The 26,144-nt window shown below is 57.5% G+C and carries 26 protein-coding genes and 1 pseudogene; 11 read left to right on the top strand and 16 right to left on the bottom strand.

Features of this window, described 5'->3' with window-relative positions; translation table 11 throughout:
• Positions 1-547: 547 nt before the first annotated feature.
• Entirely contained in the window at positions 548-1,189 is a 642-nt protein-coding gene (locus CKA81_RS10710; protein ID WP_164878381.1) for a DUF4136 domain-containing protein, read from the bottom strand.
• Between the two features lie 750 nt (positions 1,190-1,939).
• Here CKA81_RS10710 and CKA81_RS10705 point away from each other — a divergent pair.
• Positions 1,940-2,812, top strand: a complete 873-nt coding sequence (locus CKA81_RS10705; RefSeq protein WP_128355258.1) for an RES domain-containing protein — start codon at positions 1,940-1,942, stop codon at positions 2,810-2,812.
• 285 nt (positions 2,813-3,097) lie between these two features.
• Positions 3,098-4,461 (top strand): IS3 family transposase gene (locus tag CKA81_RS10700; protein WP_394342510.1). Its coding sequence is split into 2 segments (ribosomal slippage): positions 3,098-3,580 and positions 3,583-4,461, totalling 1,362 coding nucleotides; the frame shifts between segments, so codons are not numbered across the junction.
• Between the two features lie 61 nt (positions 4,462-4,522).
• Here the strand turns inward: CKA81_RS10700 and CKA81_RS10695 are convergent.
• Positions 4,523-4,669: pseudogene (locus CKA81_RS10695) on the bottom strand (transposase); the annotation flags it as partial.
• A gap of 51 nt (positions 4,670-4,720) precedes the next feature.
• Here CKA81_RS10695 and CKA81_RS10690 point away from each other — a divergent pair.
• Entirely contained in the window at positions 4,721-5,062 is a 342-nt protein-coding gene (locus tag CKA81_RS10690) for a type II toxin-antitoxin system RelE/ParE family toxin (protein WP_128355257.1), read from the top strand.
• Entirely contained in the window at positions 5,059-5,343 is a 285-nt protein-coding gene (gene nadS, locus CKA81_RS10685; RefSeq protein ID WP_128355256.1) for a NadS family protein, read from the top strand. Before CKA81_RS10690 ends, nadS begins: the two co-directional genes overlap by 4 nt.
• Positions 5,344-5,413: 70 nt before the next feature.
• Here nadS and CKA81_RS10680 read toward each other — a convergent pair whose 3' ends face one another.
• The 4 genes from CKA81_RS10680 to CKA81_RS10665 form a co-directional block, all read right to left on the bottom strand.
• Positions 5,414-7,492 (bottom strand): ABC transporter permease, encoded by a 2,079-nt coding sequence (locus CKA81_RS10680; RefSeq protein WP_128355255.1) that lies wholly within the window; start codon positions 7,490-7,492, stop codon positions 5,414-5,416.
• Positions 7,489-8,517 (bottom strand): quaternary amine ABC transporter ATP-binding protein, encoded by a 1,029-nt coding sequence (locus tag CKA81_RS10675; RefSeq protein ID WP_128355254.1) that lies wholly within the window; start codon positions 8,515-8,517, stop codon positions 7,489-7,491. The genes CKA81_RS10680 and CKA81_RS10675 overlap by 4 nt, the downstream gene beginning before the upstream one ends.
• Positions 8,518-8,594: 77 nt before the next feature.
• Entirely contained in the window at positions 8,595-9,560 is a 966-nt protein-coding gene (locus CKA81_RS10670) for an ABC transporter substrate-binding protein (RefSeq protein ID WP_128355253.1), read from the bottom strand.
• 509 nt (positions 9,561-10,069) lie between these two features.
• A complete protein-coding gene (locus CKA81_RS10665; RefSeq protein WP_128355252.1) occupies positions 10,070-10,966 on the bottom strand; it encodes a manganese catalase family protein in 897 nt (298 codons plus the stop codon).
• A gap of 231 nt (positions 10,967-11,197) precedes the next feature.
• Here CKA81_RS10665 and CKA81_RS10660 point away from each other — a divergent pair, with 231 nt between their 5' ends.
• Together CKA81_RS10660 and CKA81_RS10655 are read left to right on the top strand one after the other, a co-directional pair.
• The gene (locus tag CKA81_RS10660; protein ID WP_128355251.1) at positions 11,198-11,704 is read left to right on the top strand and encodes a SixA phosphatase family protein; all 507 of its coding nucleotides are present in this window, start codon (positions 11,198-11,200) and stop codon (positions 11,702-11,704) included.
• 36 nt (positions 11,705-11,740) lie between these two features.
• Positions 11,741-12,550, top strand: a complete 810-nt coding sequence (locus CKA81_RS10655; RefSeq protein WP_128355250.1) for an NAD-dependent epimerase/dehydratase family protein — start codon at positions 11,741-11,743, stop codon at positions 12,548-12,550.
• Between the two features lie 8 nt (positions 12,551-12,558).
• Here CKA81_RS10655 and CKA81_RS10650 read toward each other — a convergent pair whose 3' ends face one another.
• Positions 12,559-13,491 carry a BKACE family enzyme gene (locus CKA81_RS10650; protein ID WP_128355249.1) on the bottom strand — a complete coding sequence of 311 codons (933 nt, stop codon included), beginning with the start codon at positions 13,489-13,491 and terminating at the stop codon, positions 12,559-12,561.
• Positions 13,492-13,580: 89 nt separating this feature from the next.
• On the opposite strand from CKA81_RS10650, the gene CKA81_RS10645 reads away from it, so the two are divergent.
• Complete coding sequence (locus CKA81_RS10645) at positions 13,581-14,150, top strand: NUDIX domain-containing protein (RefSeq protein ID WP_128355248.1); 570 nt, start codon at positions 13,581-13,583, stop codon at positions 14,148-14,150.
• Between the two features lie 15 nt (positions 14,151-14,165).
• Here CKA81_RS10645 and CKA81_RS10640 read toward each other — a convergent pair whose 3' ends face one another.
• From CKA81_RS10640 to CKA81_RS10620, 5 genes are read right to left on the bottom strand one after another with little or no spacing between them, the layout of a single operon-like run.
• The gene (locus CKA81_RS10640) at positions 14,166-15,446 is read right to left on the bottom strand and encodes a TRAP transporter large permease subunit (RefSeq protein WP_128355247.1); all 1,281 of its coding nucleotides are present in this window, start codon (positions 15,444-15,446) and stop codon (positions 14,166-14,168) included.
• On the bottom strand, positions 15,443-15,958 hold the full coding sequence (locus CKA81_RS10635; protein WP_128355246.1) for a TRAP transporter small permease: 516 nt from the start codon (positions 15,956-15,958) through the stop codon (positions 15,443-15,445). The genes CKA81_RS10640 and CKA81_RS10635 overlap by 4 nt, the downstream gene beginning before the upstream one ends.
• A gap of 46 nt (positions 15,959-16,004) precedes the next feature.
• Entirely contained in the window at positions 16,005-17,393 is a 1,389-nt protein-coding gene (locus CKA81_RS10630) for an FAD-binding oxidoreductase (protein ID WP_128355245.1), read from the bottom strand.
• A 25-nt stretch (positions 17,394-17,418) separates the two neighbouring features.
• A complete protein-coding gene (locus tag CKA81_RS10625; RefSeq protein WP_128355244.1) occupies positions 17,419-18,438 on the bottom strand; it encodes a TRAP transporter substrate-binding protein in 1,020 nt (339 codons plus the stop codon).
• Between the two features lie 20 nt (positions 18,439-18,458).
• On the bottom strand, positions 18,459-19,331 hold the full coding sequence (locus tag CKA81_RS10620; protein WP_128355243.1) for a fumarylacetoacetate hydrolase family protein: 873 nt from the start codon (positions 19,329-19,331) through the stop codon (positions 18,459-18,461).
• 113 nt (positions 19,332-19,444) lie between these two features.
• Between CKA81_RS10620 and CKA81_RS10615 the strand changes: the two genes are divergently transcribed.
• Positions 19,445-20,137 carry a GntR family transcriptional regulator gene (locus tag CKA81_RS10615; RefSeq protein WP_128355242.1) on the top strand — a complete coding sequence of 231 codons (693 nt, stop codon included), beginning with the start codon at positions 19,445-19,447 and terminating at the stop codon, positions 20,135-20,137.
• Between the two features lie 12 nt (positions 20,138-20,149).
• Here CKA81_RS10615 and CKA81_RS10610 read toward each other — a convergent pair whose 3' ends face one another.
• Positions 20,150-21,361, bottom strand: a complete 1,212-nt coding sequence (locus tag CKA81_RS10610; protein WP_128355241.1) for an MFS transporter — start codon at positions 21,359-21,361, stop codon at positions 20,150-20,152.
• A 167-nt stretch (positions 21,362-21,528) separates the two neighbouring features.
• On the opposite strand from CKA81_RS10610, the gene CKA81_RS10605 reads away from it, so the two are divergent.
• Positions 21,529-22,251, top strand: a complete 723-nt coding sequence (locus CKA81_RS10605; RefSeq protein ID WP_317135161.1) for a class I SAM-dependent methyltransferase — start codon at positions 21,529-21,531, stop codon at positions 22,249-22,251.
• Positions 22,252-22,272: 21 nt separating this feature from the next.
• On the opposite strand, the gene CKA81_RS10600 is transcribed toward CKA81_RS10605, so the two are convergent.
• Together CKA81_RS10600 and CKA81_RS10595 are read right to left on the bottom strand one after the other, a co-directional pair.
• A complete protein-coding gene (locus CKA81_RS10600) occupies positions 22,273-23,316 on the bottom strand; it encodes a metal-dependent hydrolase (protein ID WP_128355240.1) in 1,044 nt (347 codons plus the stop codon).
• Positions 23,317-23,330: 14 nt separating this feature from the next.
• Entirely contained in the window at positions 23,331-23,648 is a 318-nt protein-coding gene (locus tag CKA81_RS10595; protein ID WP_128355239.1) for an I78 family peptidase inhibitor, read from the bottom strand.
• A gap of 79 nt (positions 23,649-23,727) precedes the next feature.
• Here CKA81_RS10595 and trhO point away from each other — a divergent pair, with 79 nt between their 5' ends.
• A complete protein-coding gene (trhO, locus tag CKA81_RS10590) occupies positions 23,728-24,657 on the top strand; it encodes an oxygen-dependent tRNA uridine(34) hydroxylase TrhO (RefSeq protein WP_128355238.1) in 930 nt (309 codons plus the stop codon).
• 26 nt (positions 24,658-24,683) lie between these two features.
• A complete protein-coding gene (locus tag CKA81_RS10585; protein WP_128355237.1) occupies positions 24,684-25,355 on the top strand; it encodes a glutathione S-transferase in 672 nt (223 codons plus the stop codon).
• A gap of 3 nt (positions 25,356-25,358) precedes the next feature.
• Here CKA81_RS10585 and fabI read toward each other — a convergent pair whose 3' ends face one another.
• Positions 25,359-26,141 carry an enoyl-ACP reductase FabI gene (gene fabI / locus CKA81_RS10580; protein WP_128355236.1) on the bottom strand — a complete coding sequence of 261 codons (783 nt, stop codon included), beginning with the start codon at positions 26,139-26,141 and terminating at the stop codon, positions 25,359-25,361.
• Positions 26,142-26,144: the final 3 nt, after the last annotated feature.

The following is a 26,144-nucleotide window of genomic DNA, read 5'->3' as shown; positions in this document are numbered from 1 at the left end:
TCACGGCTTTAGGGCCTAGGCCACATGAGCTTATCGGCCTTTCTCCGTGTTCCTCTAGCGGCAAGTTGTTACCTCGCTTAGCTGGCGAGTCAGTAGACGCCTTGCAGGCCCGGGCAGTACGTCAGCATCCCGGGGTGCCTGTGTGGGTTAGTCGATATGAAGAAGGCGAAAACCAAACCTCCAAACTTAACTTTGACCTCCCACCATAGCTTATCCCTGGCGCAATCCGAAACTTTGACCCGGCGGGTATTGTCGGTAATCTGCCGCAGTGTGGCGGACAGGCGATATACGGGGGCGCAAATAAGCAGATGGCAAGTCAGCTTGCCGAGGCGTTACTTAGCCCTCAGACTACAACCGGCTTGATGGCACCGTCTACGATGGCAATCCCGCAGATACAGGCACTGGTGGCAGCATTAAGGGCACTGAAAGCCACAGGGTATAGGGGAGCGTCAGTAGTTGCAGTGCAGTAAAGTTTGGGATAGCAGCTCCAGGGCTTTGCTTGGGCTGCTATCGCCGCTACTCACCATCACGCGGCCCGATCAGTATCTTAGTTGTTTGGTACGGTGATTTTTATCATTCCCTTTGAGTCTCCCGCAATGTAGGGCATCGCAGCTCTAAGCATTTTTGGAAATGCTGATCGCAAATCGCCGTTGCGCGAATTGCCAGAAGCGACAATGTTCCAGACTTGCCTAATGTCTTTTCCGTCCGCCGTCTTAGCCCATGCGCCCAATGCAAACCCTATTGGGTAGTAGGTGACTGTATTAGAGTACGGCATGTAGCCAGTTACGCCGTATGTCGGTGTGTAGTAGGTGTTCGCCTGGTACTGATTGCCAACGACCGAGCCATACGTCTGAGCGCTTCTGTATCCGGTCTGGCCCCATTGCGGAATTACGCCAGAGTTAGTGGTGGCTTTCGCATCGCCCACATTTGTCGTTAGCCCTATAGCAATATTGGCCTGGCTGATTTCGTTTACTTTAATAAATCCTTTTTCTGCCAACGCCTGGTCAACCAGTGCGACGTACTGATCAAACTCTAGCCCGCGCGATTTCTCATCAGCGGGCATCATCACGTATGTTTTGTACTGGTCTGCGTCGGGCGCAGCGATTGCATTGACCGTCACTTCTGGCCGACTCAAGGCGGCGCATCCCGTTAACGTTGCCAGCAACACCAAAAGAATTAGTTTTTTCATTTCGTTACCTCTCGGCCAAAATATATTCAGATAAAAGCCCAAGCTACGGCATTTGTGATTACCACTACGCAGATTGAGATTGTACGCAGGTGAGAGCGTATGCTTTTCCATTGCGCAACGTTGCACAATTGGACATGGCCCAAAGATTGGGCTGTATCTTGTGATGGATCGCAAGATGGCGCGCCCGATAGGGGAAATTTCATAGCCCTTAAAAAGAGTGCTGTAACTGCTAAAAGCCGCTGGGCAGCTTGAAAACAATCAAAACCAATCAACAGCCCTATCCCTGCTCTCAAATGCTTACGTGGTTACACAAACTTGCGGGAACCTGATACACATGTTGATGGCTATCGTTTTAGTGCAATTTTGCCAGGTATTTTCAAATCGATAACACCCCCCTCAAAACGCATACGTAGTTAATCGGTAATGGCACCCTCAAAATGCCTACGGGCCGGCGTGTGACAAGCTGTTGAGGGGTACTTCGCCTATTTGAGCTTTTGAGCATCTGCGGATGTGTGATGGGTACTGTCTTGATCGTAGAGATGCAGCAACAGGTCTATCTTTCTATGCAGAGCTTTCCCTCGGGTGGCTGGTTACGCAGCGTTGTAGTGGCACTTTCGAAGCATGGTTTTCAAACGGGAGAAATCGATACCTAGTCAATACAAAATCGTTAGCTATATATCGGTCAGATGAGTTTGGTTGCAACTCCTTGTAGCATACGGGTTAGCTGAAACTGTTTAATTGCTTGCTTACATGAAGACAATCACACAAGTCCATCCACCGATGCCGCTCCAGACGCTCGTAGACGGAATTAAATCCTTTGGCGCGCGGTCGTTAGAGGAAAAAATCCAATTTATCTCGGCATTAGTTGTTGTTCACGTGACTTTCAACGTAAGGTGGGGGCCTGGCTCTTGGTATTATCGAGCTAGATCAATGCCATTTTTCCCCGGCGCCTTGAACGTTGACGAGATAATTTGGCAAACAGATGCGCCTGCGCGACCGGGGCGGGCCAACCCAGGCGGATTTCCGGTGTTGTATTTAGCTAATCGCTCAGAAACCTGCTACCGGGAGATAGGCATAACTGTTGCAGACGTCGCCCTTGCGGAGTTCACAATAAGGCACGATAAGTTCTGTCATGTCGCACCAATTGGAGAGATTGCGAATATTTACGCATCTGGACGTGGCAGGCTTATTGGTGACCAAGCCAAGCTGCTCTATCCGTTCCTAAATGCTGGCGACATTCAAGATATCAGATCGCTCGTGATAACTGATTCGTTTCTGCAGCGAGTTATGGCCACAGATGAAGCACCGTATTTGCTATCAAGCCACATTGCCAGATCGATTTTCGAGAAAACCCCCGCTGTCCGATGTATCGCGTTTGAAAGCACAAAGCTGCCCGGCTCTATTAATTTCGCTGTCCGCACCGAAGGTTTTTGGGAGACATGGGGATTGACCTCTGTCAGTGCTCTACAAGTCGAGCATCTCGCCGAAGGTGTCTATTCGACGCCCGCTAGAAGAAATGTAGTGCAAGTTGACCAGCAGGGAGCTTTCCGGTGGGCGCCGCAACATCATGACCCCAATGTTTGTAGACGGTTCACTGAGTGGGCGCCAACTCGGTTTCGGTAGCGGCTGCAACTAATAATTCGGAGTCTACTTTCTAACAGGGTGCCCGATTTGCTCGAGCAAAAATGCCTCCAGCGCCAACGCTCTGGGGGTACATTTGGGGGTACATCCTATTTATTGTTTTTGTAGATAATTTGTTAATGCGGATTTAGCGCAACAGTATGAATGACCCTCTGTCCGCCAAGAATGCATCCATGGTAGTACACAGAAGTCTATGAAGCGGCTCTTCCCCGTTATTGAACTGCACCCCAAAAGTTGGACACCCATCCAACCTTCGGGGTGTTTTTTATGGCGCAATATGACGAGGAATTTAAGCAGGCAATAGTTGAGGAGTACTTGAAAGGAGCCTCAGGTTACAAGGTGCTATCGGCCAAGTTCGGGGTGAATCGTATGACGATCAAGGGCTGGGTTAACCTTTATCGCCACCATGGCGATGCGGGTTTGCGTAAGAGGCCCAGCCATTACAGTGCCCGATTTAAACTTTCGGTGTTAAATCAGATGTGGCAGCAGGGGTTGTCTTTCAATCAGGTGGCTGCGCTGTTTGATTTGCGTGGGGGAGCCAGGATGGTTTCGGGCTGGGCGCGCCGGTATTATGAAGGTGGTTTAGATGCATTAGAGCCAAAGCCGCGAGGACGCCCGAAGAAGATGAAAAATCCCGAAAATCCGTTACCTGCTCCTGTGCAGCCACAGGATGCCTGTACGCTGGAAGCTTTGCGCAAAGAGAATGAATATCTGCGCGCGGAGGTGGCGTACCTAAAAAAGTTGGATGCCTTGGTTCGAGCCAAGAAGCAGGTTGCGCCCAAAAAACGCAAGTTGTAATCGAACTGAGGCAGCAACATTCACTGGCGACATTGCTCAAGATCGCCAGGCTCTCGCGCAGCACGTTTTACTATCAAGCCAAGATCCAACAGGGGAGCGACAAGTATGCCACTTTGAAGGCTCAGATTCGAGAAGTCTACGAGCGTCACAAGGGGTGCTACGGCTATCGGCGTATCACAGCAGAGCTGCAGAATGCGGGCTCGGGGGTCAATCACAAAACGGTTCAGCGCCTGATGCAGTTGCTAGGGTTGAGGTCGCTGGTTCGCCCTAAGAAGTACCGTTCTTATCGTGGGGAAATCAATGCTAATGTGCCCAACGTGTTGGATCGACAGTTCCGGGCGCATCAGCCCAACCAGAAGTGGGTGACCGATGTGACCGAGTTCAATGTCCGAGGCGATAAGCTCTATCTCTCGCCCGTAATGGACCTGTACAACGGGGAAATTGTGGCCTACGAAACACGAAGAACGCCTCAACTGCCATTGGTCAGCACTATGCTCAAAAGGGCGTTAAGCAAACTCGGCGACGGCCAAACCCCGTTACTTCATTCGGATCAGGGCTGGCAGTATCACATGCCCGCGTATCGACGGCAGTTGGCAGAACATGGGTTGACCCAAAGCATGTCACGCAAGGGAAACTGCCTAGATAACGCCTCCATGGAAAGTTTCTTTGGCACACTCAAGTCGGAGTTTTTCTACCTAAACAAATTCGATAGCGTTGAACTGCTTGACGCTGGCCTGCGCAAGTATATTCACTACTACAATCACGAGCGGATCAAGACCAGATTAAAAGGACTGAGTCCAGTTCAATACAGGACTCAGTGCCCAGTGGGTTAACCACCCGCTTCAAATGTCCAACTAATTGGGGTCAGTCCATATCGGGGGATCTGGGCATTCACTACACTCGGTTAATTACACCATTCCAACCGCATTGAGCCAAGACTCGCATGCGGTAATTCTCAAAATTCCTGAAGCCATACGCTCGGCGTGAGAGCATCTCCATCTTCGTGTGGAATCCTTCGGTGATCCCATTGGACTTGGTAAAGAGCCTAGCCACCACTCTTGATTGTGGTAATCCAATGGATTACAATCCATTATGCACGGTATCGCGGAACTACCCACCTATAGTCGGCTAGCGAACAAGCTTCTGAGTGAGGATGAACGCCGCGACCTGATCGACTACTTAGCCGAGCACCCGCAGGATGGTGACCTTATGGAGGGCACCGGTGGCGTACGTAAGTTACGTTGGCGTCGAGGCGGGCAAGGCAAAAGCGGGGGCGTGCGCATTATTTACTACTACCATGATGACTGCATGCTCCTATACTTGTTGACGCTTTTCTCTAAAGGAGACAAAGCCAACTTGACGAAGGCAGAACGCAATGAGCTGGCCGGTCTGGTCGAAATATTGGTAAGCATTTGGAAAGGACGAAATTCATGAGCCGCGCATTCGAAAGCATTAAGCAAGGTTTGCAAGAAGCCATCTCTCATGCCCAGGGCGATGAGCGTGGCGTGCGTGTGCATCGTCCGCGTGTCGTCGATGTGAAGGCGCTACGAGCCAAGGTGGGTATGACACAAGAGCAGTTTGCTGCCCGTTTTGGCTTCTCCACGGCGACCTTGCGCCATTGGGAACGGGGTGATCGTATTCCGCGTGGTCCTGCACTGGTGCTGCTCAATGTGATCGAGCGCAACCCCGAAGCAGTCATTGATGCATTGGCCTGACTACAACGCTCAGTACCAATATCTTTAGTCAAAACCGGCACAGCCAATGGCTCTGCCGGTTTTTATTTGCTTAAGCCGAACCCAACGCGATTCTTTTACGCTTGACCCATGCGCCGATCAAGCGGTCTGCGGTGATTCCAAGAAACGCAATACACAAGCCGGCTACCAAAGCCTTGCCAATTTCATTGCCTGAACGAGCGACATTGATCTCTGCACCTAGATCCTGAGTTCCGATCAAGGCGGTAATGGCAACCATGAAGAGCGCCATGAAGATCACCTGATTCACACCCAGCATGATTTCGGGCAGCGCTATTGGCAACTCCACCTTTACCAAGCGCTGTAGCGGCGTTGTGCCTTGTTGCGTTGCTGCCTCCATAATGGGCTTCGGTACGCCTCGCAGGCCCAATATGGTGTAGCGTATCATCGGCACAACGGCAAACAAAAGCACGGCGATAATGGCGGATAAGTCGCTTACCTTGAACAGCATCACTACCGGAATCAGGTAGATAAACGATGGGAAGGTCTGAAAGAAATCACATACGCCGGCCGCAAAACGAGACCAGGGCGCACTGCGTGATGCAGCCAGCCCAATTGCAAAGCCCACGACGACACAAACGGCGGCTGCCGTTCCTATCATGTACAGCGTAGTCATCGTCTGAATCCAAAGTCCCGTGACTGCGGGAAACAATGTCAACAAACCGGCAACCAGCGCTACAGACCAGCCGCCCAAGCGATAGCCGAGTAAAGCGAGCAAGGCTACCAAGGTGACCCACGGAATTGCTTGAAAAAAGTTGCGGGTCGGGATCAGGATTTCGAGCAGCGTGAAGTTTCGAAATGCCTGGACGGATTCATACAGGTGCAGGTTGATCCAATCGATGCCGGCATTCCAGTACGGCGCGGTGGTAATGCTGTGTTCACCCGTCAGTAGCGCCATCTGGGGAAACACCCGAGCAAGCATAATACTGACAATCAAGTACGCCAGCGCCAGCGCTACATAGGGGTGGCGCCGCCACCAACTGCGGCGTGGGTCTGCATACACCGGTTGCTTGAGCGCATAGGCTCGGCTTAGGCGATCCAGCACCACGGCGATCACAACAATCGCAATGCCTTGTTCCAAGGCTTCGCCCAGGCGTAGCGATTGCAGTGAGGTCAGCAGCTCGCTGCCCAGGCCCGAGGCCCCGATCAGGGCGGCCAAGACGATCATGGCCAGTGTTTGCATGATGCCTTGATTCAAGCCCACCAGTATCACCGAGCGTGCGGCCGGCATCTGCACTTGCCACAATAGCTGCCAGCGCGTGCAACCCATCATCCGTCCTGCCTCCAGCACGCCTTTTTGCACGCCTTCCAGACCCAGTGCGATGCATCGCGCAACGGGTGGTACGGCGAATAGGGCGGTAGCGATCATGGCGGGCACGTCGCCCACGCCATACAACACGACGATGGGCACCAAGTAGGCAAACGGCGGCATACTTTGCAGGATATCGAACAGTGGCGTCACTGCTCTTTTGAAGCGCTGGCTTTTACTCATCACTATCCCGGCTGCCAAACCGATCAGGAAAACCAGGGGTACCGTAATGAGCACAAGCGAAAAAGTCTGCATCGACGCCTGCCAGACGCCAAACAATGCCAAGTAGCTGAACGCCGCTGCGGCCAGCAATGCGCTACGCCAGCCGCCCACCCAATGCCCCAACAGCGCGGCAAGTCCGGCCACAGTGACCCATGGCAGTGCCGGAACCGTCTTGGAGTAGCCATCGGAGAACAGCGACGCGGTCAGTCCCAAAGGGTAGGCCAGCAGCGCCGAGAATCCGCGGGTTATGTCGCGTGGCGCGAACTCGAATGGCGTACCTTCGAAAAAGAGCAGGCCATAGATCAGCCATTCAAAAAATGAGTCTATCCAATCCTTAAGAGGCATAATCCAGCTGGACGGGTAGCTGGCGATCCACTCAAGCCGGCTGACTGCAAACTGGCCCAGCACAATAATGGCTAGCGCTGCTGCCCAATACAAAGCCCAATGATGCGGGCGTGCTTTGGCCGGTCGTCCTGTCAGTGAAGCCTTGACGCTACGGGCGCTTACTTCGGTGGCAGGGCGCTGCCTGTTGGCATTCGCGGCATTGATGCTGTCGTTGGACAAGGTGATGGTTTGTGTCATTGGAATAGCGCCCGCGCCAGGTTTTCGCGACTGACCTGGCCCACCACCAAGCCTGCGGCATCGACGACGGGCAGTGCTTTATCGGCTTCGATAACGCGCTGAGCAATCTTTTCCAATACATCAGTAGCCTTAACCGCGTTCGCATGCGTGGCAACGCTGATATCACCGGCCTTTGCAGGCACCATGATCTTCTGGGTCGTAATTAATTTGGCGCGTGGTGCGTGCTGCACGAATTTTTTTACGTAATCGTTGGCCGGCGTCATCAAGAGTTCTTCAGCGGTGCCGATCTGAGACAGATGGCCGTCTTTCATGATGGCCACACGGTCGCCCAGGCGGACGGCTTCATCAAAGTCGTGCGTGACGAAGACGATGGTTTTGTTCAGTCGCGATTGCAGGCTGACAAACTCGTCTTGCATCTCACGCCGGATCAGCGGGTCAAGAGCCGAGAACGGTTCGTCCAGAAACCAGACATCGCACTCGCCGATAAGGCTGCGCGCAATGCCCACCCGCTGTTGCTGGCCGCCCGACAATTCGCGGGGAAAGTTGTGCTCGCGCCCTTCCAGGCCAACGGTTGCGACCAGCTCTTGCGCCTTCGTCAAGCGGTCTGCTTTCGGTACCTTTTGGATTTCCAGGGGAAAGGCGATATTGTCCAATACCGTGCGATGTGGCAGCAGCCCAAAGTTCTGAAACACCATGCCCATCTTGCGCCGGCGTATATCAGTCAAGCTACGGCTTGACGCTTGCAAGAGATCCACCCCATCGAATAGGACTTGTCCGGCGCTGGGCTCGATCAGTCGCGTCAGGCAACGCACCAGTGTGGATTTTCCCGAACCGCTTAGACCCATGATGACCAGGATTTCACCGGCATAGACATCAAAGCTGACGTCGTGCACGGCGGCAATCAAGCCAGCAGATGCCAGATCGGCTTCGCTGGGGTTGTGTTGATGTTTATCCAGAAAACCTGCGCTGCCCTTGCCAAACAGGTGCCACAAATTTTTGCATGAAATTTTTACCGATTTGCTCATAGCCAGACCTTTCAAATAGATAAATGCGCAAAAGCGCAGCCCGCGTGACGATGCAACCGTCGTCACGCGTGCAGGTCTTAACTAGCGCAAGCGGGCGTCCATGCGGCTACCTGCTCCTGATTGTTTTCGATCCACGCCGTGGCGGCGACGTCGTGTGCCATGCCTTCAACATCGGCCAGCGCGGCGGCCTGGTCGATCATCGGACCGGTAAAGTCGATGTTCTTGATCAGTTGATAGCCGCAAGTCCATTTTTCTTCAAAGCCCGACCATGCCGCTTTCTTCAAGTAGCCGCCCTGGGGGGAACCACAGTCGTAGGTCTTGTCTGGGTTGACGCCCCAGCTCGGATCTTCGGTGCAGGCCTTCTCGTGTTCTGGAAACTCGACGAATTTTCCTGGGAAGGCCGCACCTACCCAGTTGGGTGCCCAGTTAAACAGCACGATGGGTTCTTTGCGTGCGGCGGCTGACTTCAGCTCGCCAAACAAGGCTGCGGCCGAGCCGGCGTTGATCACGGTAAAGTTCAGGTTCAGTGCGTCGATCTTTTCATGGTCGTGTTTGATCCAGTCAACAGGGCCGGCCAGGTAGCGCCCTTTGGGGGCGGTTTCAGGGGCGGCGAATTTGTCGGCGCATGCATTCAGGGCCTCCCAGGCTGGCAAACCGGGACAGATGTCTTCCATGTACAGGGGGTACCACCAGTCTTCACGCGTTGTCGCGGTATGGCTGCCCAGGTCCACCATGCGGCCTGCCTGAACTTCCTTCATGAAGCTGTCGTCCATCGTTCCTTCCCAGACTTCCATCTGCAGGTGCAAGTCGCCCAAGCCCATAGCCGCAAACTGCCCCTGGCTGTCCGACGGTACGATTTTCGTCTCGTAGCCGATGTTCTCGAGCAGTTGTTGCGCGACGCGAGCCAACACCTTCTGACTGGACCAATTGTTGTCCACGATCTTTATGGGGTCGCTGGATTCAGGCGTGAAGGCGTAGGCGGGCGCGGCGATTACAGCAGCGGCTGCCAGTAAGGAAATACTGAGTTGGTTAAGAATTTTCAATGGGAACTTCCCTCCATTTTTGAAAGAGCAATACATCGACTCATTTCAAGGTTTCGAGAAATGACCAGGCCGTGCCCAGAACGGGGGGCAGCTCATTTCTCAGAAGCACGTCGGGTGTTGTGCACTGCGAAAGCAGCGATAACGAATCGACGTGCAAGCGCCGCCAGGATGGCGGGCACGATGGACGTGACCGCTGGCGAGCAGGTCGCCAGCGCGGTAGAACCACACGATTCAGAATGATGGAACTACGCTTTCCAGCGCTACCCCGGCCTTGGCCATTTTTCTATTGCATCAAGCAAATTGATTGCTGCTGCTTACACCCGGGTAGGTGGATATCTTGAAAACAACGTTTGCGACGTAGGCCGCGTTTGATCGGTTTTTATACTGTATTGCCGACATGAAGTGATACATTGTACGCGATTTGCGAGGTTTTCGTGCATTTTTTTATAAGCACGCCGCCCGCCAGTCAGCCGACATCGCGGCACAGTCATGCCGCGATGTCTTGGTTTTTACACGCTGTCCTCCAGCGAAGGGCCGCCTTCCTGACCCAGTTCGGCGCCCGTAACCGGGTTGGAATTTGGGTCGGACTTGGTGCGCGCGGCCATGGCCTTCAGCACTTTGGTATCTTTGGTGTCGAGCTTCACGTGGGGCAGGCCGTCGCCGCCGTCAGCCGGAATCTGCTCGTCGCCGTCGGTAAGGTATTCGAAGTTGTCGTCGCTGTTCCAGGGCCCGCGCATGTCGCCGTCGCCTTGCGACATATTGACGTATTTATTCGCAAAGGCCGGAATGACGGGCATTTTCCCCGGTGGGAAGTTCGGGCTGATGGCATATAGCGCTTTTTCAAACGACATCAAGTGCGCTGCCTCGCGCGTCATCAGAAAGCCCAGGGCGTCTTTCACGCCGGGATCGTCGGTCACGTTGATGAGTCGTTCGTAAACGATCTTGGCTCGGGCTTCTGCTGCGATATTGGACCGCAAATCTGCCGTTGGTTCGCCGATGGAGTCGATGTAACCGGCTGTCCATAGTTGTCCGCCGGAGTTGGTCAGGGCAGGGCCGCCGCCATAGAGAATCTGTGTGACATGGGAGTCGTTGCCGGCACCATTGATAGATCGATAAAGGTCGGCGGCTTCCTCCACGCCCTCGGCCAGACGGCCCTTGGCACCCTTGTTAAGCATGGCCACTATCGTTCCTATGATCTCCAGGTGGCTGAGCTCTTCGGTGGCGATGTCCATCAGCATGTCTTTACGCCCGGGGTCGTCTTCACCTAAAGCCTGGGTGAAGTAACGACAGGCGGCCGCCAGTTCTCCCTGCGGTCCGCCGAACTGCTCCAGCATAAGGTTGGCCAGACCGGGATTGGACTCGGTGACCCTGACGGTATATTGCAAACGTTTGTTGTGCACGAACATGATGGCTCCCGACAAGATATTGAAAGGCGCGCCAGAAGGTTGGCGCCACCTTGGTAGGAGTCGCAGCGGCAAGGCGCTGATTCCCCCGGCGCTCACAGCAATCCGTATGCCGACAGGCTGCGCCTGCGCCATGGTTACGCGAACGTCAGGGTTTACCGGGGATGACGTCCCCCACTAGCCGCCCGGCGTAGTAGGATTAAGGATGATGCACACCCCCAAGGAACCGCTTTCATGCTTCGTCTTATGTTGCTGCGCCATGCCCATGCCAGTCATCCGCCAGGTCTGCAAGATCATCAACGGCCGCTAAGTGATCGCGGGCACCGCGAGGCAGAAACCGTTGGGGCTTATATGGTGTCGCAGCGTCTGCGCCCCGACCTTGCCATCGTATCGACAGCCATACGCACGCAACAAACCTGGCAGCATGTGTTCAGGGCTTTTGGCGGCGCCATCGAGTTTCTTGACGAGGCGCGTCTGTACGAGGCATCAGTGGGGTTAATCATGCAGCGCATACAGGAATTAAAGCCGGGAATCCATACGGTATTGCTGGTGGGACACAATCCCGGGGTGGCATTGGCCGCGCAACATTTGTGCGGCGATGGCGATGCGTCGCAGCTCGAACTACTGCACGACGCCTATCCGCCAGCGTCATTGGCCGTGTTGGACTTCGACGCAGGCGGGTGGGCGCAGGTGGCGCACGGCAGCGGCAAGCTGGAGCGCTTTGTGATGGCTGAACCCTAGCCAGATCAAACGTATCAACAGGAAGGGGTGAAATCCATGACACACGTACTGATTACCGGAGCTGCCGGCAGTATCGGGCGGGCATTGCGCGAGGCCTTCAGCGGGCGCTACACCTTGCTGAGGTTGGCCGACATTGCGCCACAAGACGCGGCGGCGCCGGGCGAAGAGCTCGTGCAGGCCGACATCCGCGACCTGGCCGCGATGGAACAAGCCATGCAAGGGATAGACTGCGTCGTTCACTTGGCTGGCATCCCGCAAGAAGGACCGTGGGACGAGGTCGAGGCGCTGAACATCAATGGCTGCTACAACGTCTTCGAAGCGGCTCGTCGCCAAGGCGTGAAGCGCGTCGTTTTTGCCAGTTCGAACCATGCGGTGGGCTTTCATCGCCGCGAACGTATTCTGGGCGATACCGTCCAGCCCAGACCCGACACGCTTTACGGCGTCTCCAAGGTATTTGGCGAGGCACTGGGGCGCATGTATGCCGACAAGTTCGGGCTGTCGGTGGCCTGCCTGCGTATCGGTACGTTTCGCCGACCCGACCGACCGATCGAGCCGCGGCACTTGCTTACCTGGATCAGCCACCGCGACATGTCGCAGTTAGTTGGCTGCTGCATCGACCATCCCGACTATCACTTCCTTGTCGCCTATGGTGTATCGAACAACACCCGCAGTCGATGGAGCAACGAAAGCGTCAGCTTTCTGGGCTATAAGCCGCAAGACGATTCCGAGGTCTATGCTTCAGAAATTTTGGCCAAGGGCCCCAGCGAAGATATCGTCTCGGCCCAATTTCATGGTGGGCCGTTCTGCGCCGAGGCCTTTGTGGGTGACACGGACCGCGTAAAGTAAGCGCGAAGCTAAAAGTTGATCTGGTCCTTGCCTTTAAGCTGCAGTATGGCCCGTGCCTCGTCGGGTGTGGCGATTTCCAGATTCAGGGCTTCCAGGATGACCCTTATGCGCTGCACTTGTTCGGCGTTGGATGCGGCCAGTTGTCCCGGCCCTATCCATAGCGAATCTTCCAAACCGACCCGCACATTCGAACCCATGGCCGCGCCTATCGTGGCCAGCGGCATCTGGTTGCGTCCAGCACCCAGTATCGACCACTGATAGTCGTCGCCGAATAACCGCTCGGCAGTGCGCTTCATGTGCATCAGGTCTTCCGGATGCGGCCCGATGCCGCCCAGGATGCCGAACACCGACTGGATGAAGGGCGGGCTTTTCACCAGGCCCTTATCGACGAAATGAGCCAGGTTGTACAGGTGGCTGATGTCGTAGCATTCGAACTCGAAGCGTGTGCCGTTGTCCGCCCCCTTGCGCAAGATGGTCTCGATATCCTTATAGGTATTCTTGAAGATAAGGTCGCGGCTGTTTTCAAGGTGTTGGCGCTCCCACTCGTGTTCGAAGGTCTTGAAGCGATCCAGCATGGGGAACAGCCCAAAGTTCATTGATCCCATATTCAACGAGGCAAGTTCCGGCTTGAACTCCATGGCGGGCCGCATGCGCTCTTCCACCGTCATGTGCGGGCTGCCGCCTGTCGTGATGTTCACGACCGCGTCCGTCGACGTCTTGATACGACTCAGAAAGGGCCGGAAGGCGTCGGGCTCCTGAGTGGGCCTGCCATCCTGGGGGTCGCGTGCATGCAGGTGCAGAATGGCCGCGCCCGCCTGCGCGGCGGCAATGGCCGCTTCGGCGATCTCGTCAGCCGTTACCGGCAGGTGAGGCGACATGCTGGGCGTATGGATGGCGCCGGTGACGGCGCAGGTAATGATGACTTTTCTCTTGCTGGCCATGTTTTCCTCGCTATGTTTCTCTTGCGTCGTTCTACACTGCTGCTTAGTTACCCGTTATACGACATACACAGCGCCTGTGAGTACATTAAATGCCTAACGACGACCACCTGACCGAGACCCTGATCAAAAGCCATACCCTGTGCGAGGGCAGCTTTCTCAAGGCCCGGCGCGATACCGTCCGGCTGCCGGACGGCGCGACGGCAAGCCGCGAGTACATCGTACACCCCGGAGCGGTCGTCATCATTCCGCTGTTGGATGACGACAGCGTGCTGATGGAGCGGCAGTTTCGCTACCCGGTGGGCCGGGTGATGACGGAGTTTCCGGCTGGCAAGCTTGATCCTGGCGAAGATCCCCTGGTCTGCGCCAAGCGCGAGCTGCTGGAAGAAACCGGCTATACGGCAGGACAATGGGCGCATGCCGGAGACCTGCACCTGGCCATCTCCTACTCCACTGAGGTCATCCACATCTTCTTCGCGCGGCAGTTGGTGGCCGGCGCTGCGCAATTGGACGAGGACGAGTTCCTGGAAGTGCAAACCATGGCTGTCGATGACGTGCTGGCTGCATGCCGCGATGGTCGCATCACCGATGCCAAGACACTGACCTGCACCCTGTGGTTACAGAATGTGCGGGCCGGCACGTGGCCATTGGCGTGGAGCTAGGGCCAGCTGGGCGGCTTAGCCCATCATGAAGCGCAGCGGCACCAGAACAATTTGCGGGAAGAACACCAGTAGCAGCAATACCGCCAGTTGCGCCAGCATATACGGTATGACAGCACGGATCACCGGCTCCAGCTTGGCCCGAGCTACCCCGGCCACCACATTCAACACGGTGCCGACGGGCGGCGTGATCAAGCCTATGGCGTTGTTCATGATGAAGAGCACGCCGAAATAAATCGGGTCTATGCCCGCCATGCGCACCACCGGCATAAGCACGGGTACAAGAATCAGTATCGTCGGTGCAAAGTCCAGTATCGTGCCAACCACAAATACCAGCAGCATGATGCATAGCATCAGCAAGATGGGGTGTTCTACCAGTGGGCCGAGCAAATCCGCCACCACCATGGGGATACTGGCCGCAGCAATCAGCCATGCCGACACCTGTGCGGCCGCAACCAGGAACATGACGATGGCCGAAGTTTTGCCAGCGCTGAGCAGCAGTGCATACAAGTGCGAGACCTTCAGCTCCCGATACACCACGAAGCCGACGAACATGGCATAGAACACGGCAACGACGGCTGCCTCGGTGGGCGTGAAGTAGCCACCTTTCATGCCGCCCACGATAATCACGGGCATCAGCAGCGCCCAGAAGCCAGCGATGGTTGCGGACCAACGCTGGCGCGTCGAATGCCGTTGGCCACGCGGCATGCTGTCGCGCTTGGCCTGGAAGGTCCACGTGGTGACCAGCGCCACGGCCATCAACAAGCCCGGCACAATGCCGGCGATGAACAGGCCGGTGATGGAAATGTTGCCGACCACCCCCAGCATGACGAAGCCGATGGAGGGCGGGATAATCGGCGCGATAATACCGCCCGACGCAATCAGTCCGGAAGCACGATGCACGTCGTAGCCGGCTTTGCGCATCATGGGGATAAGCAGCGCCGCGACTGCGGCCGTATCGGCGATGGCCGAGCCCGACAAGGACGCCATCACGACGCAGGCAAAGATGGCAACATAGCCCAGTCCACCCCGGAAATGCCCGACCCAGACGCTGGCCACGTCGACGATCCGTCGCGAGATTCCGCCCGCGTTCATGAGTTCGCCGGCCAGCACAAAGAAGGGGATGGCGATCAATGGAAAGCTGTCGGCGCCGGACAGCATGTTCTGCGCCATGATCTGCGCATCGAAAAAATCCATGTACCACATCATGGCCATGCTGCACGCCATCAACGCAAACGCGATAGGAACGCCTATGCCCATGGCGCCCAGCAGGGAAGCAACGAATACGGCGATGATCATGCGGTCCCCTGATCAATATCGTGCGACTGGATAAGCGTGGCAGGGTGGATCTTGCCGCGAAGCAGGCCCAGCAGGGTGTATAGGGTGGACAGGCCGATGGACGCGGCGCACAGATAAGCGGCCGAATACACGACGCTTAAGGATATGCCGGTGACCAGACCCGAGTTCGCGACATTAAGCGCATGCTGCTTCAACAGGCCCCACAACAGCACGGCGCAGCAGAGCGCGATCAGCGCCTGAGCTGCCACCACGGTATAGAACAGGGGCCGTCCCGACAGCCGGGCCACCAGCATGTCAACACCCAGGTGCCCGCCTTCGCGCATGGCGACGATGGCACCCAGGAAGGTCAGCCAGATAAACATGAAGCGCGAGAGCTCTTCGGCGATATTGATGCCCGAGTCGAAAAAGTGACGCAGGACGACATTGCTGAAGACCATGATGCACATGGCGGCCAGGCACAGCACAATCAGAAATTCCAGCGTCTTGAAGTACCAGTGGATGATTTGTCTCATGGGGCGTCCGATCTATTTTTTATAAAGTTGTGGCGCCTGCGATGGTCTAGAACGCGAAGACCTTGCCGGGGTTCATGATATTACCGGGATCCAGGGCGTGTTTGATCTGGCGCATGACCTCTACCGAGGCACTGCCCAGTTCGTCGACCAGAAAGCCTTGCTTGTGCAGTCCGATGCCGTGCTCGCCGGTGCAGGTGCCATCCATGGCCAGCGCGCGGGCCACCAGCCGGGCATTCAGTTGCTCGGCTTGGGCCACTTCGGCCGGCACGTCAGCATCAACCAGCATCTGCACATGGAAATTACCGTCACCGACGTGGCCGACAATGGGGGCGATGATGCCCTCGCGCTGCAGATCCTGGCTGGTTTCCCAGACGCATTCGGCCAACTGCGAGATGGGTACGCACACATCGGTGACGACGGAGCGCGCGCCCGGTCGCAACTGAGAGGCGGCGAAGTAAATGGTGTGACGTGCCTTCCATAGCTTGCTGCGTGCTTCGGGCGTGCTGGCCCATTCGAACTGAGCAGCGCCATGGTCTTCGGTAATGCTCTGCACCAATTCAATCTGCTCGCGTAGACCGGCATCGCTACCATGGAACTCGAAGAACAGGTGGGGCACTTCGGGCAGGCCGGTATTGCTGTAGGCGTTCAGGGCGCGTATTGCGACGGCGTCGACAAATTCGCAACGGGCCACCGGCACGCCCAACTGGATAATCTGTACGACCGACGCGACGGCAGCATTGATGTCGGGGAAGGCGCAAACCGCCGCCATGATGGCTTCGGGCAAGGGGTAGAGGCGCACAGTGGCCTCGGCGATCACCCCCAGCGTGCCTTCGGAACCGACGAACAGCCGGGTCAGGTCGTAGCCGGCTGCTGACTTCCTGGCGCGACGGCCGGTCTTGATGGTCTGGCCATCGGCGGTGATCACTGTCAGGTTGACGACGTTCTCGCGCATCGTGCCATAGCGCACGGCATTGGTTCCCGAGGCCCGGGTTGCGCACATGCCGCCCAGGCTGGCGTCGGCACCCGGGTCGACCGGAAAGAACAGCCCGGTGTCGCGCAAGTGGGCGTTCAGGGCTTCGCGTGTGACGCCCGGCTGCACCGTAGCGGTTTGATCGTCCGCATCGATGGCTATGATCTGGTCCATCTGCTGCACGTTCAGGCACAGGCCGCCTTCGGCAGCAAGCGTGTGTCCTTCCAGGGACGAACCCGCGCCATAGGGGACGATAGGCACGCCATGATGGCGGCATGCGTCTACGATCTGGACGATATCTTCCGTGCTTCGCGCAAACGCAACAGCGTCCGGCGGCATGGCGGGAAAAATGGATTCATCGCGGCCATGATGATCGCGCACTGGGAGACTGGTAGTAAACCGGTCTCCCAGCAGGCTGGTCAGGCTGGCAATGAACTCCGGCGTTAACGGAGTACGAGGCATCATGACTAAGCGGTCCGGTTCAGTCCGCTTATTTGGCGGCGCGGGTTGCGTCGATCTCGGTGTACACGAGATTCATGAACTCCGGCCCGATCTTGGCCAGATGCGGCTCGATGGCGGGCGGCACGAGGTCGCGGATCTTTTGCAGGTCGGCTTCTGAAAACTGCGTGACAGCAACGCCATGCTCTTTCATTTTCTGCAGCGCGACGTCAACTTCGGCAGCGGTGTGCTGGCGTTGGAACTGTGTGGCGTTTTTGGCTGCCGTATTCATCAGCGCCTGCTCCTGGGGCGAGAGGCTATCCCAGAACTTCTTTGATACCGCGAAGATCAGCGGTGAGTACACGTGGCCGGACAGGGTCATGTGGTTCTGTACCTCGTAGAATCGCTGCGTGTACATCAGTACGACAGGGTTCTCCTGGCCGTCGAACGCTTTGGTTTCCAGTGCCACGAACAATTCGGACCAGGCCAGCGGCGAAGCGTTGGCCCCCAGTGCCTTGAAGGCATCCAGGGTCAGCGGGTTGGGTTGGGTGCGCAACTTCAGGCCTTTCAGGTCTTCCAGCGTGTTGACGGCACGGCGCGAGTTAGTGATGTGGCGAAAGCCGTTTTCCCACCAGCCCAGCACGTGTATGCCGACAGCGCTTAGCTTGGCATTCAGGTAGTCGCCCACGGGGCCGTCGAACACCGCATGCGCTTCGGCCTCTGACTGGAACAGAAAGGGTACGTCCTGGAAGCCCAGTTCTTTAACCTGACCGAGCATGGCCAATGCGCTGCCGGTGTAGAACTCTTGGATGCCGCCTTGCAGGGCACCCAGCATCTGCGGATCGGGGCCCAGCGCCTGGTTGGCAATGACCGAGATCTTCATCTTGCCGTCCGTGGCTTTGTTCAGCTCTTGGGCAAATTGCTTTGCGGCAAGGCCGGCGGGGTGGTCATCAGCCATGCCATGGCCAAAGCGCGCCGTTCGCTCTTTGATGTCTTGTGCGCCAGCGCTGAATGTGGACAGCCCGAAGGCTGCTGCGATGACCGTCATGGTCAGGATTTTCTTGATTTTCATGTTGTCTCCTCCGGTTTGATTTACTGGATTGCCGCGCGGCTTTCGATTTGGTTGCGCAGCAAGCCTATGCCTTCAATTTCCACTTCACATACGTCTCCGGGCCTCATGTACAGCTTCGGGTCGCGCGCATGTCCTACACCCGAGGGCGTGCCGGCCACAATCAGGTCGCCTGCCTCGAGCGTGATGGCTTCGCTCAGGATCGCGATCAGCGATGCCACGTCGAACACCATGTCTTGTGTGTTGGCCGACTGTACGGTCACGCCGTTAAGCCGCGTTTCCAGACGCAGGCCGCTGGCGCCGGCCGGCAGCTCATCCGCGGTCACCAGCCAGGGGCCAAAGCCGCCGGTGCGATCGAAATTCTTGCCCATCATCCATTGCGGTGATTTGAACTGGTACTCGCGTACGCTGCCATCGTTAAAGACCGAATACGCCAGCACATGGTCCAGGGCCTGGTCACGTGCGATGTTGCCGCCGCCTTTACCAATGACCACAGCCAGTTCACCCTCGAAGTCCAGGGTGTCGGAAAGGCTGGAGTGGAATATTGGCTCGTCGTGGCCCGTCAGGCTGGTGCTGAACCTTGAAAACAGGGTGGGATAGTCCGGTTGCTCGAACCCGCTTTCCATGGAGTGGTCATGGTAGTTGAGGCCGACGCAAATGATCTTGCCCGGCTGGCTCAAGGGCGGCAAGAGACGTACGGCTTGCAGATCGATGGGGTCTTGCGCGGCCATGTCGTCAATGGCGGCTTGAAGCGCATGGCTGCCGGCCTTGATCACCTCGTCAAGAGACCCGATGTAAGCGGGCGCGTCTTCGGTGGTGCCGTGCCAACTGTCCCGCCCGGGCTGGCACACCGCCCAGCCCTCTTTTCCGTTTTGAACAAAACGCAGCAGCTTCATGTGTTTTCCTTCTTCTATGGCTGTTCGGACGTACTGTATCACGGTGAATCTATTAACACCTATAAAATATATTATTAGTTGATTAGAACAAACCCGTATAGAATATAGATTCCATGAACGACACCACCAACAAGCTCACGCAGGCGGATACGGTCTGCCATATCGTCCGGTCCGAAATACTGGACGGCACGCTGTTGCCGGGCGCGAAGCTGAATATCAAGGCGCTGGAAGCCCGTATAGGAGTCAGCCTGGGAGCCATACGGGAAGCCCTGTCGCGCCTAAGCGCCGAGGGGATGGTGGTGGCGGAGGCCCGCCGCGGTTACCGCGTGGCCACTGTCAGCAAGGAAGAGCTGCTGGACCTGACCAAGACGCGCGTCGAGATAGAATCGCTTTGCCTGGCCCAGGCCATGCAATACGGCGATGTAGAGTGGGAAAGCCGTATCGTGGCCGCCGTACACCGCATGGAGCGCCTGCAAGACACCTCGGATGCGGTCGAGCCGCGTTCTACGCTACCCTGGAATGAAGCGCACGCCGAGTTCCACGAGGCCCTGGTCAGCGCATGCCGCAGCGAGTGGTTGCTGCGATTGCGCCTATTGCTGTACAGGCAAAGCGAGCGCTACCGGCTGTTATCGGTGCCGTTGGGTACTGACCATCGCGATGTCCGGCAAGAGCACCAGATACTGGTCGATGCTGTGTTGCGCCGCGACGAAAAGGCTGCGCTGGAGCAACTGGAAGTTCATTTTTTTGCGACCACCAAGATAATCCTGCGTTCGCCTTTGCTGGCTGAAGCCGACACCGACCGCTAGGCATTCGGCCACTCAGCGCGCTGGACGGGCCGTTTTACTGCGCCGATCCACCTGGATGGAAACCAGCAGCAGCGCCAGGCCACCCAGAGCCAGCAAACTGCCGACCCAGCCCGGCGAGGTCCAGCCGTAGCCGCGGGCGATGGCCATTCCGCCCAGCAGTGGCCCCAGGGCGTTGGCAAAATTAAATGCCGAGTGATTCAGCGCTGCGGCCAGCCCTTGCGCGTTGCGTGCCACATCCATCAGCCGCGTTTGCAACACGGTGCCCAAGGCACCGCCCATGCCAATAAAGAAGACGGTAACGGACACCGCCCACACATTGCCGGCCGTCACCGTAAACAGTGCCGAAGCGGCGGCGCTCCACAGCAGCAAGCCGGCGGCCGTCGGTATCAAGGCCTTGTCAGCAAACCAGGGCACCACAATGTTGCCTATCGTCATGCCGATGCCAAATACCGCCAGCACGATCGGCACGGTAGAAGGCGACACCTGTGTGTATAACAGCAGGGCATCAGCCAGATAGGTGTAGACCGCGAACAGTCCGCCAAAGCCAATCGCACCGACAGCCAGCGTAAGCCAGACTTGCAAATGCTTCAGTGCGCCCAGTTCGCGCAAGGGGCTGGAACCATGCGCTGGCGGCGAGCGCGGGGCAAGCAAGGCAATCAACGCCACAGCCAGTGCGCCAACGACGGCAACCAGAGCGAAGCCCCAGCGCCATCCCACCACGTGGCCCAGCCAATTGGCGAAGGGCACGCCAATGATGGTGGCGACGGTAAGGCCCAGGAACATGCGTCCCACCGCTTGATTGCGCTTGTTCAATGGCACCAGCGATACCGCAACGAGCGAGGCGATGCCGAAATAGGCGCCATGCGGCAAGCCACTAAGAAAGCGCAACACCAGCAAGGATTCAAAGCTGGGCGCGAAGGCGCACAGGCCGTTGAACAAGGCAAACATGGACATCAGCCACAGCAGCAGGGTGCGCCGGGCCATCCGCGCTGCCAGCACCGTCAACACCGGTGCGCCCACGACGACTCCCAGGGCATAGGCGCTGATTGCATGGCCGGCGGTAGGTGCATCGATGCCCAGATCCTTCGCGAAGTAGGGCAACAGGCTCATCGTGGCGAACTCTGTGGTGCCGATCGCAAAGGCGCCGATGGCCAGGGCGAAGATCACCAGAGCGGGGGAGGCGGCAGGGCGGGTAGGGGAGGTGTTGCGGTTGTGCTGGGGCATGAAGCTGACATCAAATCGCCATTTTACCCAGCGGCGATGGCTGACCCGTAGCGAAACAAAAGTTATTGAAATAAAAGAGATTTTCCAAATAGCTCGTTGGCTCTATCCGGGCAAATGGGGCATACTTGAGGTATCGCATTTTGTAAGGTTTTTAGTATGAGGCTGACATGACGATGCCGGGCTATCGAACCAAGCTCGAGAGTATCGCCATAGCGGGCGTCAAGAATCTCGTAATCCGCTCTTTGCTGGACCGCCAGCAATTTCATGATCCGCAAGGTGTCGCGCTACGTCGCGGCATCAACTCGGCCACCTGGCCATTGTTCGGCATGATCTGGCCGTCGGGCATTCAGTTGGCAACTCGACTGGCCTCGCGCCCGGTATGTGCCAACGAACGCATTTTGGAAATCGGCTGCGGCCTGGGGCTGGCCAGCCTGGTGGCCCAACATCGCGGCGCGCGTATTACCGCCAGCGATTGCCACCCACTTGCTGAAACCTTCCTGGACGAGAACGCCCGCCTGAACGACTTGCCGCTGCTGCGCTACAAGTACGGCCAGTGGGGCAGCCAGGCCGTTGCAGACCCGGAAGACGACACCGCCGTGCTAGCCAGCCAATACGACTTGATCATAGGCAGCGACCTGCTGTATGACCGCGACATGCCCAAAGACCTGGCGCAGTTCATCGACCGTCATGCTGCCCCACAGGCAGAAGTGTGGCTGGTGGATCCAAATCGCGGACATCGCCCTGCGTTCAACCGGCATATGGCCACGCATGGCTTTGTGCTTGCGGCGGATGAAAGACTAAATGACCAGCCGCCCGAAGCTGCCTCGGCCGATCCCTACAAGGGACGCCTGCTGGTTTATCACCGTAAGGCCCAAGGTTTCGGCAACTGAGCCAGATGCCCCTGGCCGTCGTTACATGGCATCTTGCAGCCATTGGGCGAGCGGCAGCGGCGGTGTTTGTTGCCATATGCGCCGCATGATAGCCTTAAGGTGTTCGGTGCCGCGGTCGTGAGCCCAGTACGAAGGCGTGATGGCCTGCCACGCACCGTCCGGCCCGCTGCGGGTCGCCATGGCGAAACGGAAGGAATAGTATCCAGCACCCAATCCCATGCGCAGGTCGCTGACCACCAGCGTGCCATCGACCTCGTCATAACGCAGCCAGTTGTCGGTAAACCATTGCAAGCCGGCCAATAGTGCAGAATCCGGCAGCGCCACAGCAGCCAAGTGCGTATTCAGTGGCTGCCGGATGCGTTCCGGGGGCTCGGTATCGAGCAGACTGCTAATAGCTTCTACGTAATGATCATCGTCAGTGCGTGCGACGACGCGCCATAGCAGGATGTTGAAGGGTTCGGGCGTGGAAAACATGGCCACTACCCGTGTGCCATCCTGCGTCAATGCTTCATGCACGCGCCCTTCTATCGCCAGCTTTGCCGCTACCGAAAGGGCCAGATAGATAGCGCAGTAAGCCAGCGCCCAGCGCAGCGCCACTTCGGCGCGCGGACGAATGCCCACGATGGCTGCCGCGACTACCATGCACAGCAGTGGCACGGTGAAGAAGGGATCGATGATGAAGATGCTCGATCCGCTGGTCGGAGTGGGCGTAAAGGGCCACCACAGTTGGGTGCCATAGCTGGTGAAGGCATCCAGCAGCGGGTGGGTGATCAGCACCAGCCACAAGGTAAGGAACAATCGGCCTGCGCTATAGGCTGCGGTGGGCCGCCACCACCGCCACAACAGGGTAAGCAAGACAGCCAGCGCACTGAGCACAAACAAGGAGTGCGAGAACCCGCGATGATTGATCATGCCGGCCACCGGGTTGCCGTAGTCGATCAGTACATCCAGATCGGGCAGCGTGGCCAACAGGACTCCGGCCGCCAGGGCCTTGCGACCATGGAAGCGGCCCAGCATTGCACCCTGGATTCCGGCGCCCAGCACCGCTTGTGTGACGGAATCCATAAGGTGCCGCTAGCCTAGCTGCAATTGACGCTGATGACGATGTCTTGTTCGTCCACTTTCAGGTTCAAGCGCTGCGGGTTGTATTCCATGGTGATGACATCGTTGGGGCGCAGGGCGCGAGCGCTTTCAGCATTGGCCTGCTTGCGGTATTTCTCGACCAGAGCCGGGCTGACCGCCTGGCCGACCGCCGATTCTGCCTGTTCGGCGTTACACACTTGGCTATTGCCGGATGCTGCGGTATCAGGGCTGGAAGACGTGCTGGTCGTATTGGCGGCGCAGCCGGTCAGGGCAACCAGCACGACGAGCGCGCCTGGCATCAGTTTCCATGTCATGAGAATGTCCTTTCAATGCTACTGGCGTTTTAATCATACTGGAAACGGCGGCTGCCCGATAACGGTAAAATATCCGCCTATGTCTCAATTTCTTATTGCAGCGCTTTACAAGTTTGTAGCGCTACCCGACTATCAAGATCTGCAGCAACCGCTGTTCGATTTCTGCGAAAGCCAGCAGGTAAAAGGCACCTTGCTGCTTGCTCAGGAAGGCATCAACGGCACCATCGCAGGCAGCAACGCCGGCGTTGCGGCAGTGTTGGCGTACCTGCGCAGCGACCCCCGATTGGCTCAACTGGAGCACAAGGAATCGTGGGCCGAAACCATGCCGTTCTACCGGATGAAGGTCAAGCTGAAACGCGAGATCGTCACCATGGGCGTGCCCGACTTGCAGCCCGACACCATGGCCGGCACCTACGTGCCGCCGGAAAAATGGAACGCCCTGGTGGACGATCCGCAGGTCGTGGTGGTTGATGTGCGCAACGACTACGAAGTGTCTATCGGTTCGTTCCAGGGGGCGGTCAACCCTAACACCACCAGTTTTTCCGAGTTCCCCCAGTGGGTGCAGGAACAGTCCGTCGAGGGTGGCGTGCTGGCCGGTGGCGCCAAGGTGGCCATGTTCTGCACCGGCGGCATCCGCTGCGAGAAATCCACTGCCTACTTGCGATCGCAAGGCTTTGACCAGGTCTACCACCTGCAGGGCGGCATCCTGAAGTACCTGGAGACCGTGCCGGCCGAGGAAAGCCGTTGGGATGGCGAATGTTTCGTCTTCGACGAGCGCGTGTCGGTGCAGCATGGGCTGGAGCCCGGCAGCTATGCACTGTGCCGTGCCTGTCGGCTGCCGCTCAGCGCGGAGGACAAGGCGTCCGAGCATTACGTCGAAGGCGTTAGTTGCCCGCACTGCCACGATCAGCACACGGACGAACAGAAGCAACGTTTCATGGAGCGCCAGAAGCAGGTCGAGCTTGCGCGTGCCCGTCGCCAGCGCCATATCGGCGTACGCATGAAGTAAGCGGGCCGGGCTGTTATAAAGGGCGCATGGTCACTGTTACTGCTTCGTCCCGCCCCACACTCTATTCATTTCGTCGCTGCCCGTATGCGATGCGCGCCAGGCTCGCCATCGCAATAAGCGGGCTAGGCTGCGAACTACGCGAAGTCGTCCTGCGCGACAAGCCGGACGCGATGTTGCAAGCTTCGCCCAAAGGGACCGTGCCAGTGTTGATCGATATCGATGGCACGGTGGTTGATCAAAGCCTGGACATCATGCTTTGGGCACTTGGGCAGAGCGATCCCGAGGGGTGGCTGACGCCGCAGCAGGGCGATCTACCGGCCATGCTGAACCTCATCGCGCAATGCGACGGCCCGTTCAAAGACAAGCTCGACCGCTACAAGTATCCGCAACGCTACGGCGCACAAAGTGGCGCAGACCAAAGAGATCAGACGGTACCGTGGTTGCTGGAGCTGGAGCAGCGTTTGCAGGCCGGCACCTGGCTGTGTGGCAAAAAGCGCAGCCTGGCAGACATGGCGATAGTGCCGTTTGTGCGCCAGTTCGCGCACACCGATATTGCCTGGTTTGACGCCCAGCCTTGGCCGTCGTTGCGCCGCTGGTTGGCCGATTGGCAGGCCAGCGCCTTATTTGCGCGCATCATGCATAAGTACCCGGCATGGCAGGAAGGCGACCCGCCTGTCCTGTTTCCGCCGGCGGCTTAAGCCTTATTGCATGCCCGGCACGATGGTGGAGAACCCACCATCCACGTGGGTGATCTCGCCCGTAACGCCAGCAGCAAGCTCGGACATGAGAAAGGCTGCAACGTTACCTACATCTTCAATGGTGACATTGCGGCGCAGCGGGGCATTGGCTTCCACATACTTGAGTATGGAGCCGAAGTCCTTGATGCCGCTGGCCGCCAGGGTTTTGATCGGTCCTGCGGAAATGCCGTTGGCGCGTATGCCCATGGGGCCCAGCGATGCGGCCAGATAGCGCACGCTGGCTTCAAGCGACGCCTTGGCCAGTCCCATGGTGTTGTAGTTGGGGACGACTTTTTCTGCGCCCAGATAGGTCAGAGTCAGCACCGAGCTGTTGCGCCCCTTTAGCATAGGCAGTGCGGCCTTGGCCATGGCGGCAAAGCTGTAGGCCGAGATGTCGTGGGCGATGCGGAAACCCTCGCGGCTCATGCCTTCGAGGAAGTCGCCGGCAATGGCTTCGCGCGGCGCAAAACCAATGGCGTGCACCAGACCATCCAGGCCATCCCAATGCGTCTGTAGCGTCGTGATGGCGCCCTCGATCTGCTCGTCTTCGGCCACATCGCAAGGAAGCACAATGTTGCTGCCGAATTCGCTGGCATAGCCCTCGACCCGCTCTTTGAAGCGTTCGCCCACATAGGTGAAGGCAAGTTCGGCGCCTTGTTTCTTGCAGGCCGCGGCAATGCCGTAAGCGATAGAACGGTTAGACAGCACACCTGTTACCAGGATGCGACGACCAGTCAGGAAACCCATGTG

Origin of the sequence: Pollutimonas thiosulfatoxidans (assembly GCF_004022565.1) — a bacterium.
GTDB lineage: Bacteria > Pseudomonadota > Gammaproteobacteria > Burkholderiales > Burkholderiaceae_B > Pusillimonas_D > Pusillimonas_D thiosulfatoxidans.
The sequence above is the reverse complement of the archived record's forward strand: the minus strand, read 5'-3'. Positions and strand labels throughout refer to the sequence as shown.

Excerpts from the sequence above, each read along its gene's own strand:
- CKA81_RS10710 (WP_164878381.1), bottom strand. The coding sequence starts at position 1,189 with ATGAAAAAACTAATTCTTTTGGTGTTGCTGGCAACGTTAACGGGATGC.
- CKA81_RS10705 (WP_128355258.1), top strand. The coding sequence starts at position 1,940 with ATGAAGACAATCACACAAGTCCATCCACCGATGCCGCTCCAGACGCTC.
- CKA81_RS10690 (WP_128355257.1), top strand. The coding sequence starts at position 4,721 with ATGCACGGTATCGCGGAACTACCCACCTATAGTCGGCTAGCGAACAAG.
- nadS (WP_128355256.1), top strand. The coding sequence starts at position 5,059 with ATGAGCCGCGCATTCGAAAGCATTAAGCAAGGTTTGCAAGAAGCCATC.
- CKA81_RS10680 (WP_128355255.1), bottom strand. The coding sequence starts at position 7,492 with ATGACACAAACCATCACCTTGTCCAACGACAGCATCAATGCCGCGAAT.
- CKA81_RS10675 (WP_128355254.1), bottom strand. The coding sequence starts at position 8,517 with ATGAGCAAATCGGTAAAAATTTCATGCAAAAATTTGTGGCACCTGTTT.
- CKA81_RS10665 (WP_128355252.1), bottom strand. The coding sequence starts at position 10,966 with ATGTTCGTGCACAACAAACGTTTGCAATATACCGTCAGGGTCACCGAG.
- CKA81_RS10660 (WP_128355251.1), top strand. The coding sequence starts at position 11,198 with ATGCTTCGTCTTATGTTGCTGCGCCATGCCCATGCCAGTCATCCGCCA.
- CKA81_RS10655 (WP_128355250.1), top strand. The coding sequence starts at position 11,741 with ATGACACACGTACTGATTACCGGAGCTGCCGGCAGTATCGGGCGGGCA.
- CKA81_RS10650 (WP_128355249.1), bottom strand. The coding sequence starts at position 13,491 with ATGGCCAGCAAGAGAAAAGTCATCATTACCTGCGCCGTCACCGGCGCC.
- CKA81_RS10645 (WP_128355248.1), top strand. The coding sequence starts at position 13,581 with ATGCCTAACGACGACCACCTGACCGAGACCCTGATCAAAAGCCATACC.
- CKA81_RS10640 (WP_128355247.1), bottom strand. The coding sequence starts at position 15,446 with ATGATCATCGCCGTATTCGTTGCTTCCCTGCTGGGCGCCATGGGCATA.
- CKA81_RS10635 (WP_128355246.1), bottom strand. The coding sequence starts at position 15,958 with ATGAGACAAATCATCCACTGGTACTTCAAGACGCTGGAATTTCTGATT.
- CKA81_RS10630 (WP_128355245.1), bottom strand. The coding sequence starts at position 17,393 with ATGATGCCTCGTACTCCGTTAACGCCGGAGTTCATTGCCAGCCTGACC.
- CKA81_RS10625 (WP_128355244.1), bottom strand. The coding sequence starts at position 18,438 with ATGAAAATCAAGAAAATCCTGACCATGACGGTCATCGCAGCAGCCTTC.
- CKA81_RS10620 (WP_128355243.1), bottom strand. The coding sequence starts at position 19,331 with ATGAAGCTGCTGCGTTTTGTTCAAAACGGAAAAGAGGGCTGGGCGGTG.
- CKA81_RS10615 (WP_128355242.1), top strand. The coding sequence starts at position 19,445 with ATGAACGACACCACCAACAAGCTCACGCAGGCGGATACGGTCTGCCAT.
- CKA81_RS10610 (WP_128355241.1), bottom strand. The coding sequence starts at position 21,361 with ATGCCCCAGCACAACCGCAACACCTCCCCTACCCGCCCTGCCGCCTCC.
- CKA81_RS10605 (WP_317135161.1), top strand. The coding sequence starts at position 21,529 with ATGACGATGCCGGGCTATCGAACCAAGCTCGAGAGTATCGCCATAGCG.
- CKA81_RS10600 (WP_128355240.1), bottom strand. The coding sequence starts at position 23,316 with ATGGATTCCGTCACACAAGCGGTGCTGGGCGCCGGAATCCAGGGTGCA.
- CKA81_RS10595 (WP_128355239.1), bottom strand. The coding sequence starts at position 23,648 with ATGACATGGAAACTGATGCCAGGCGCGCTCGTCGTGCTGGTTGCCCTG.
- trhO (WP_128355238.1), top strand. The coding sequence starts at position 23,728 with ATGTCTCAATTTCTTATTGCAGCGCTTTACAAGTTTGTAGCGCTACCC.
- CKA81_RS10585 (WP_128355237.1), top strand. The coding sequence starts at position 24,684 with ATGGTCACTGTTACTGCTTCGTCCCGCCCCACACTCTATTCATTTCGT.
- fabI (WP_128355236.1), bottom strand. The coding sequence starts at position 26,141 with ATGGGTTTCCTGACTGGTCGTCGCATCCTGGTAACAGGTGTGCTGTCT.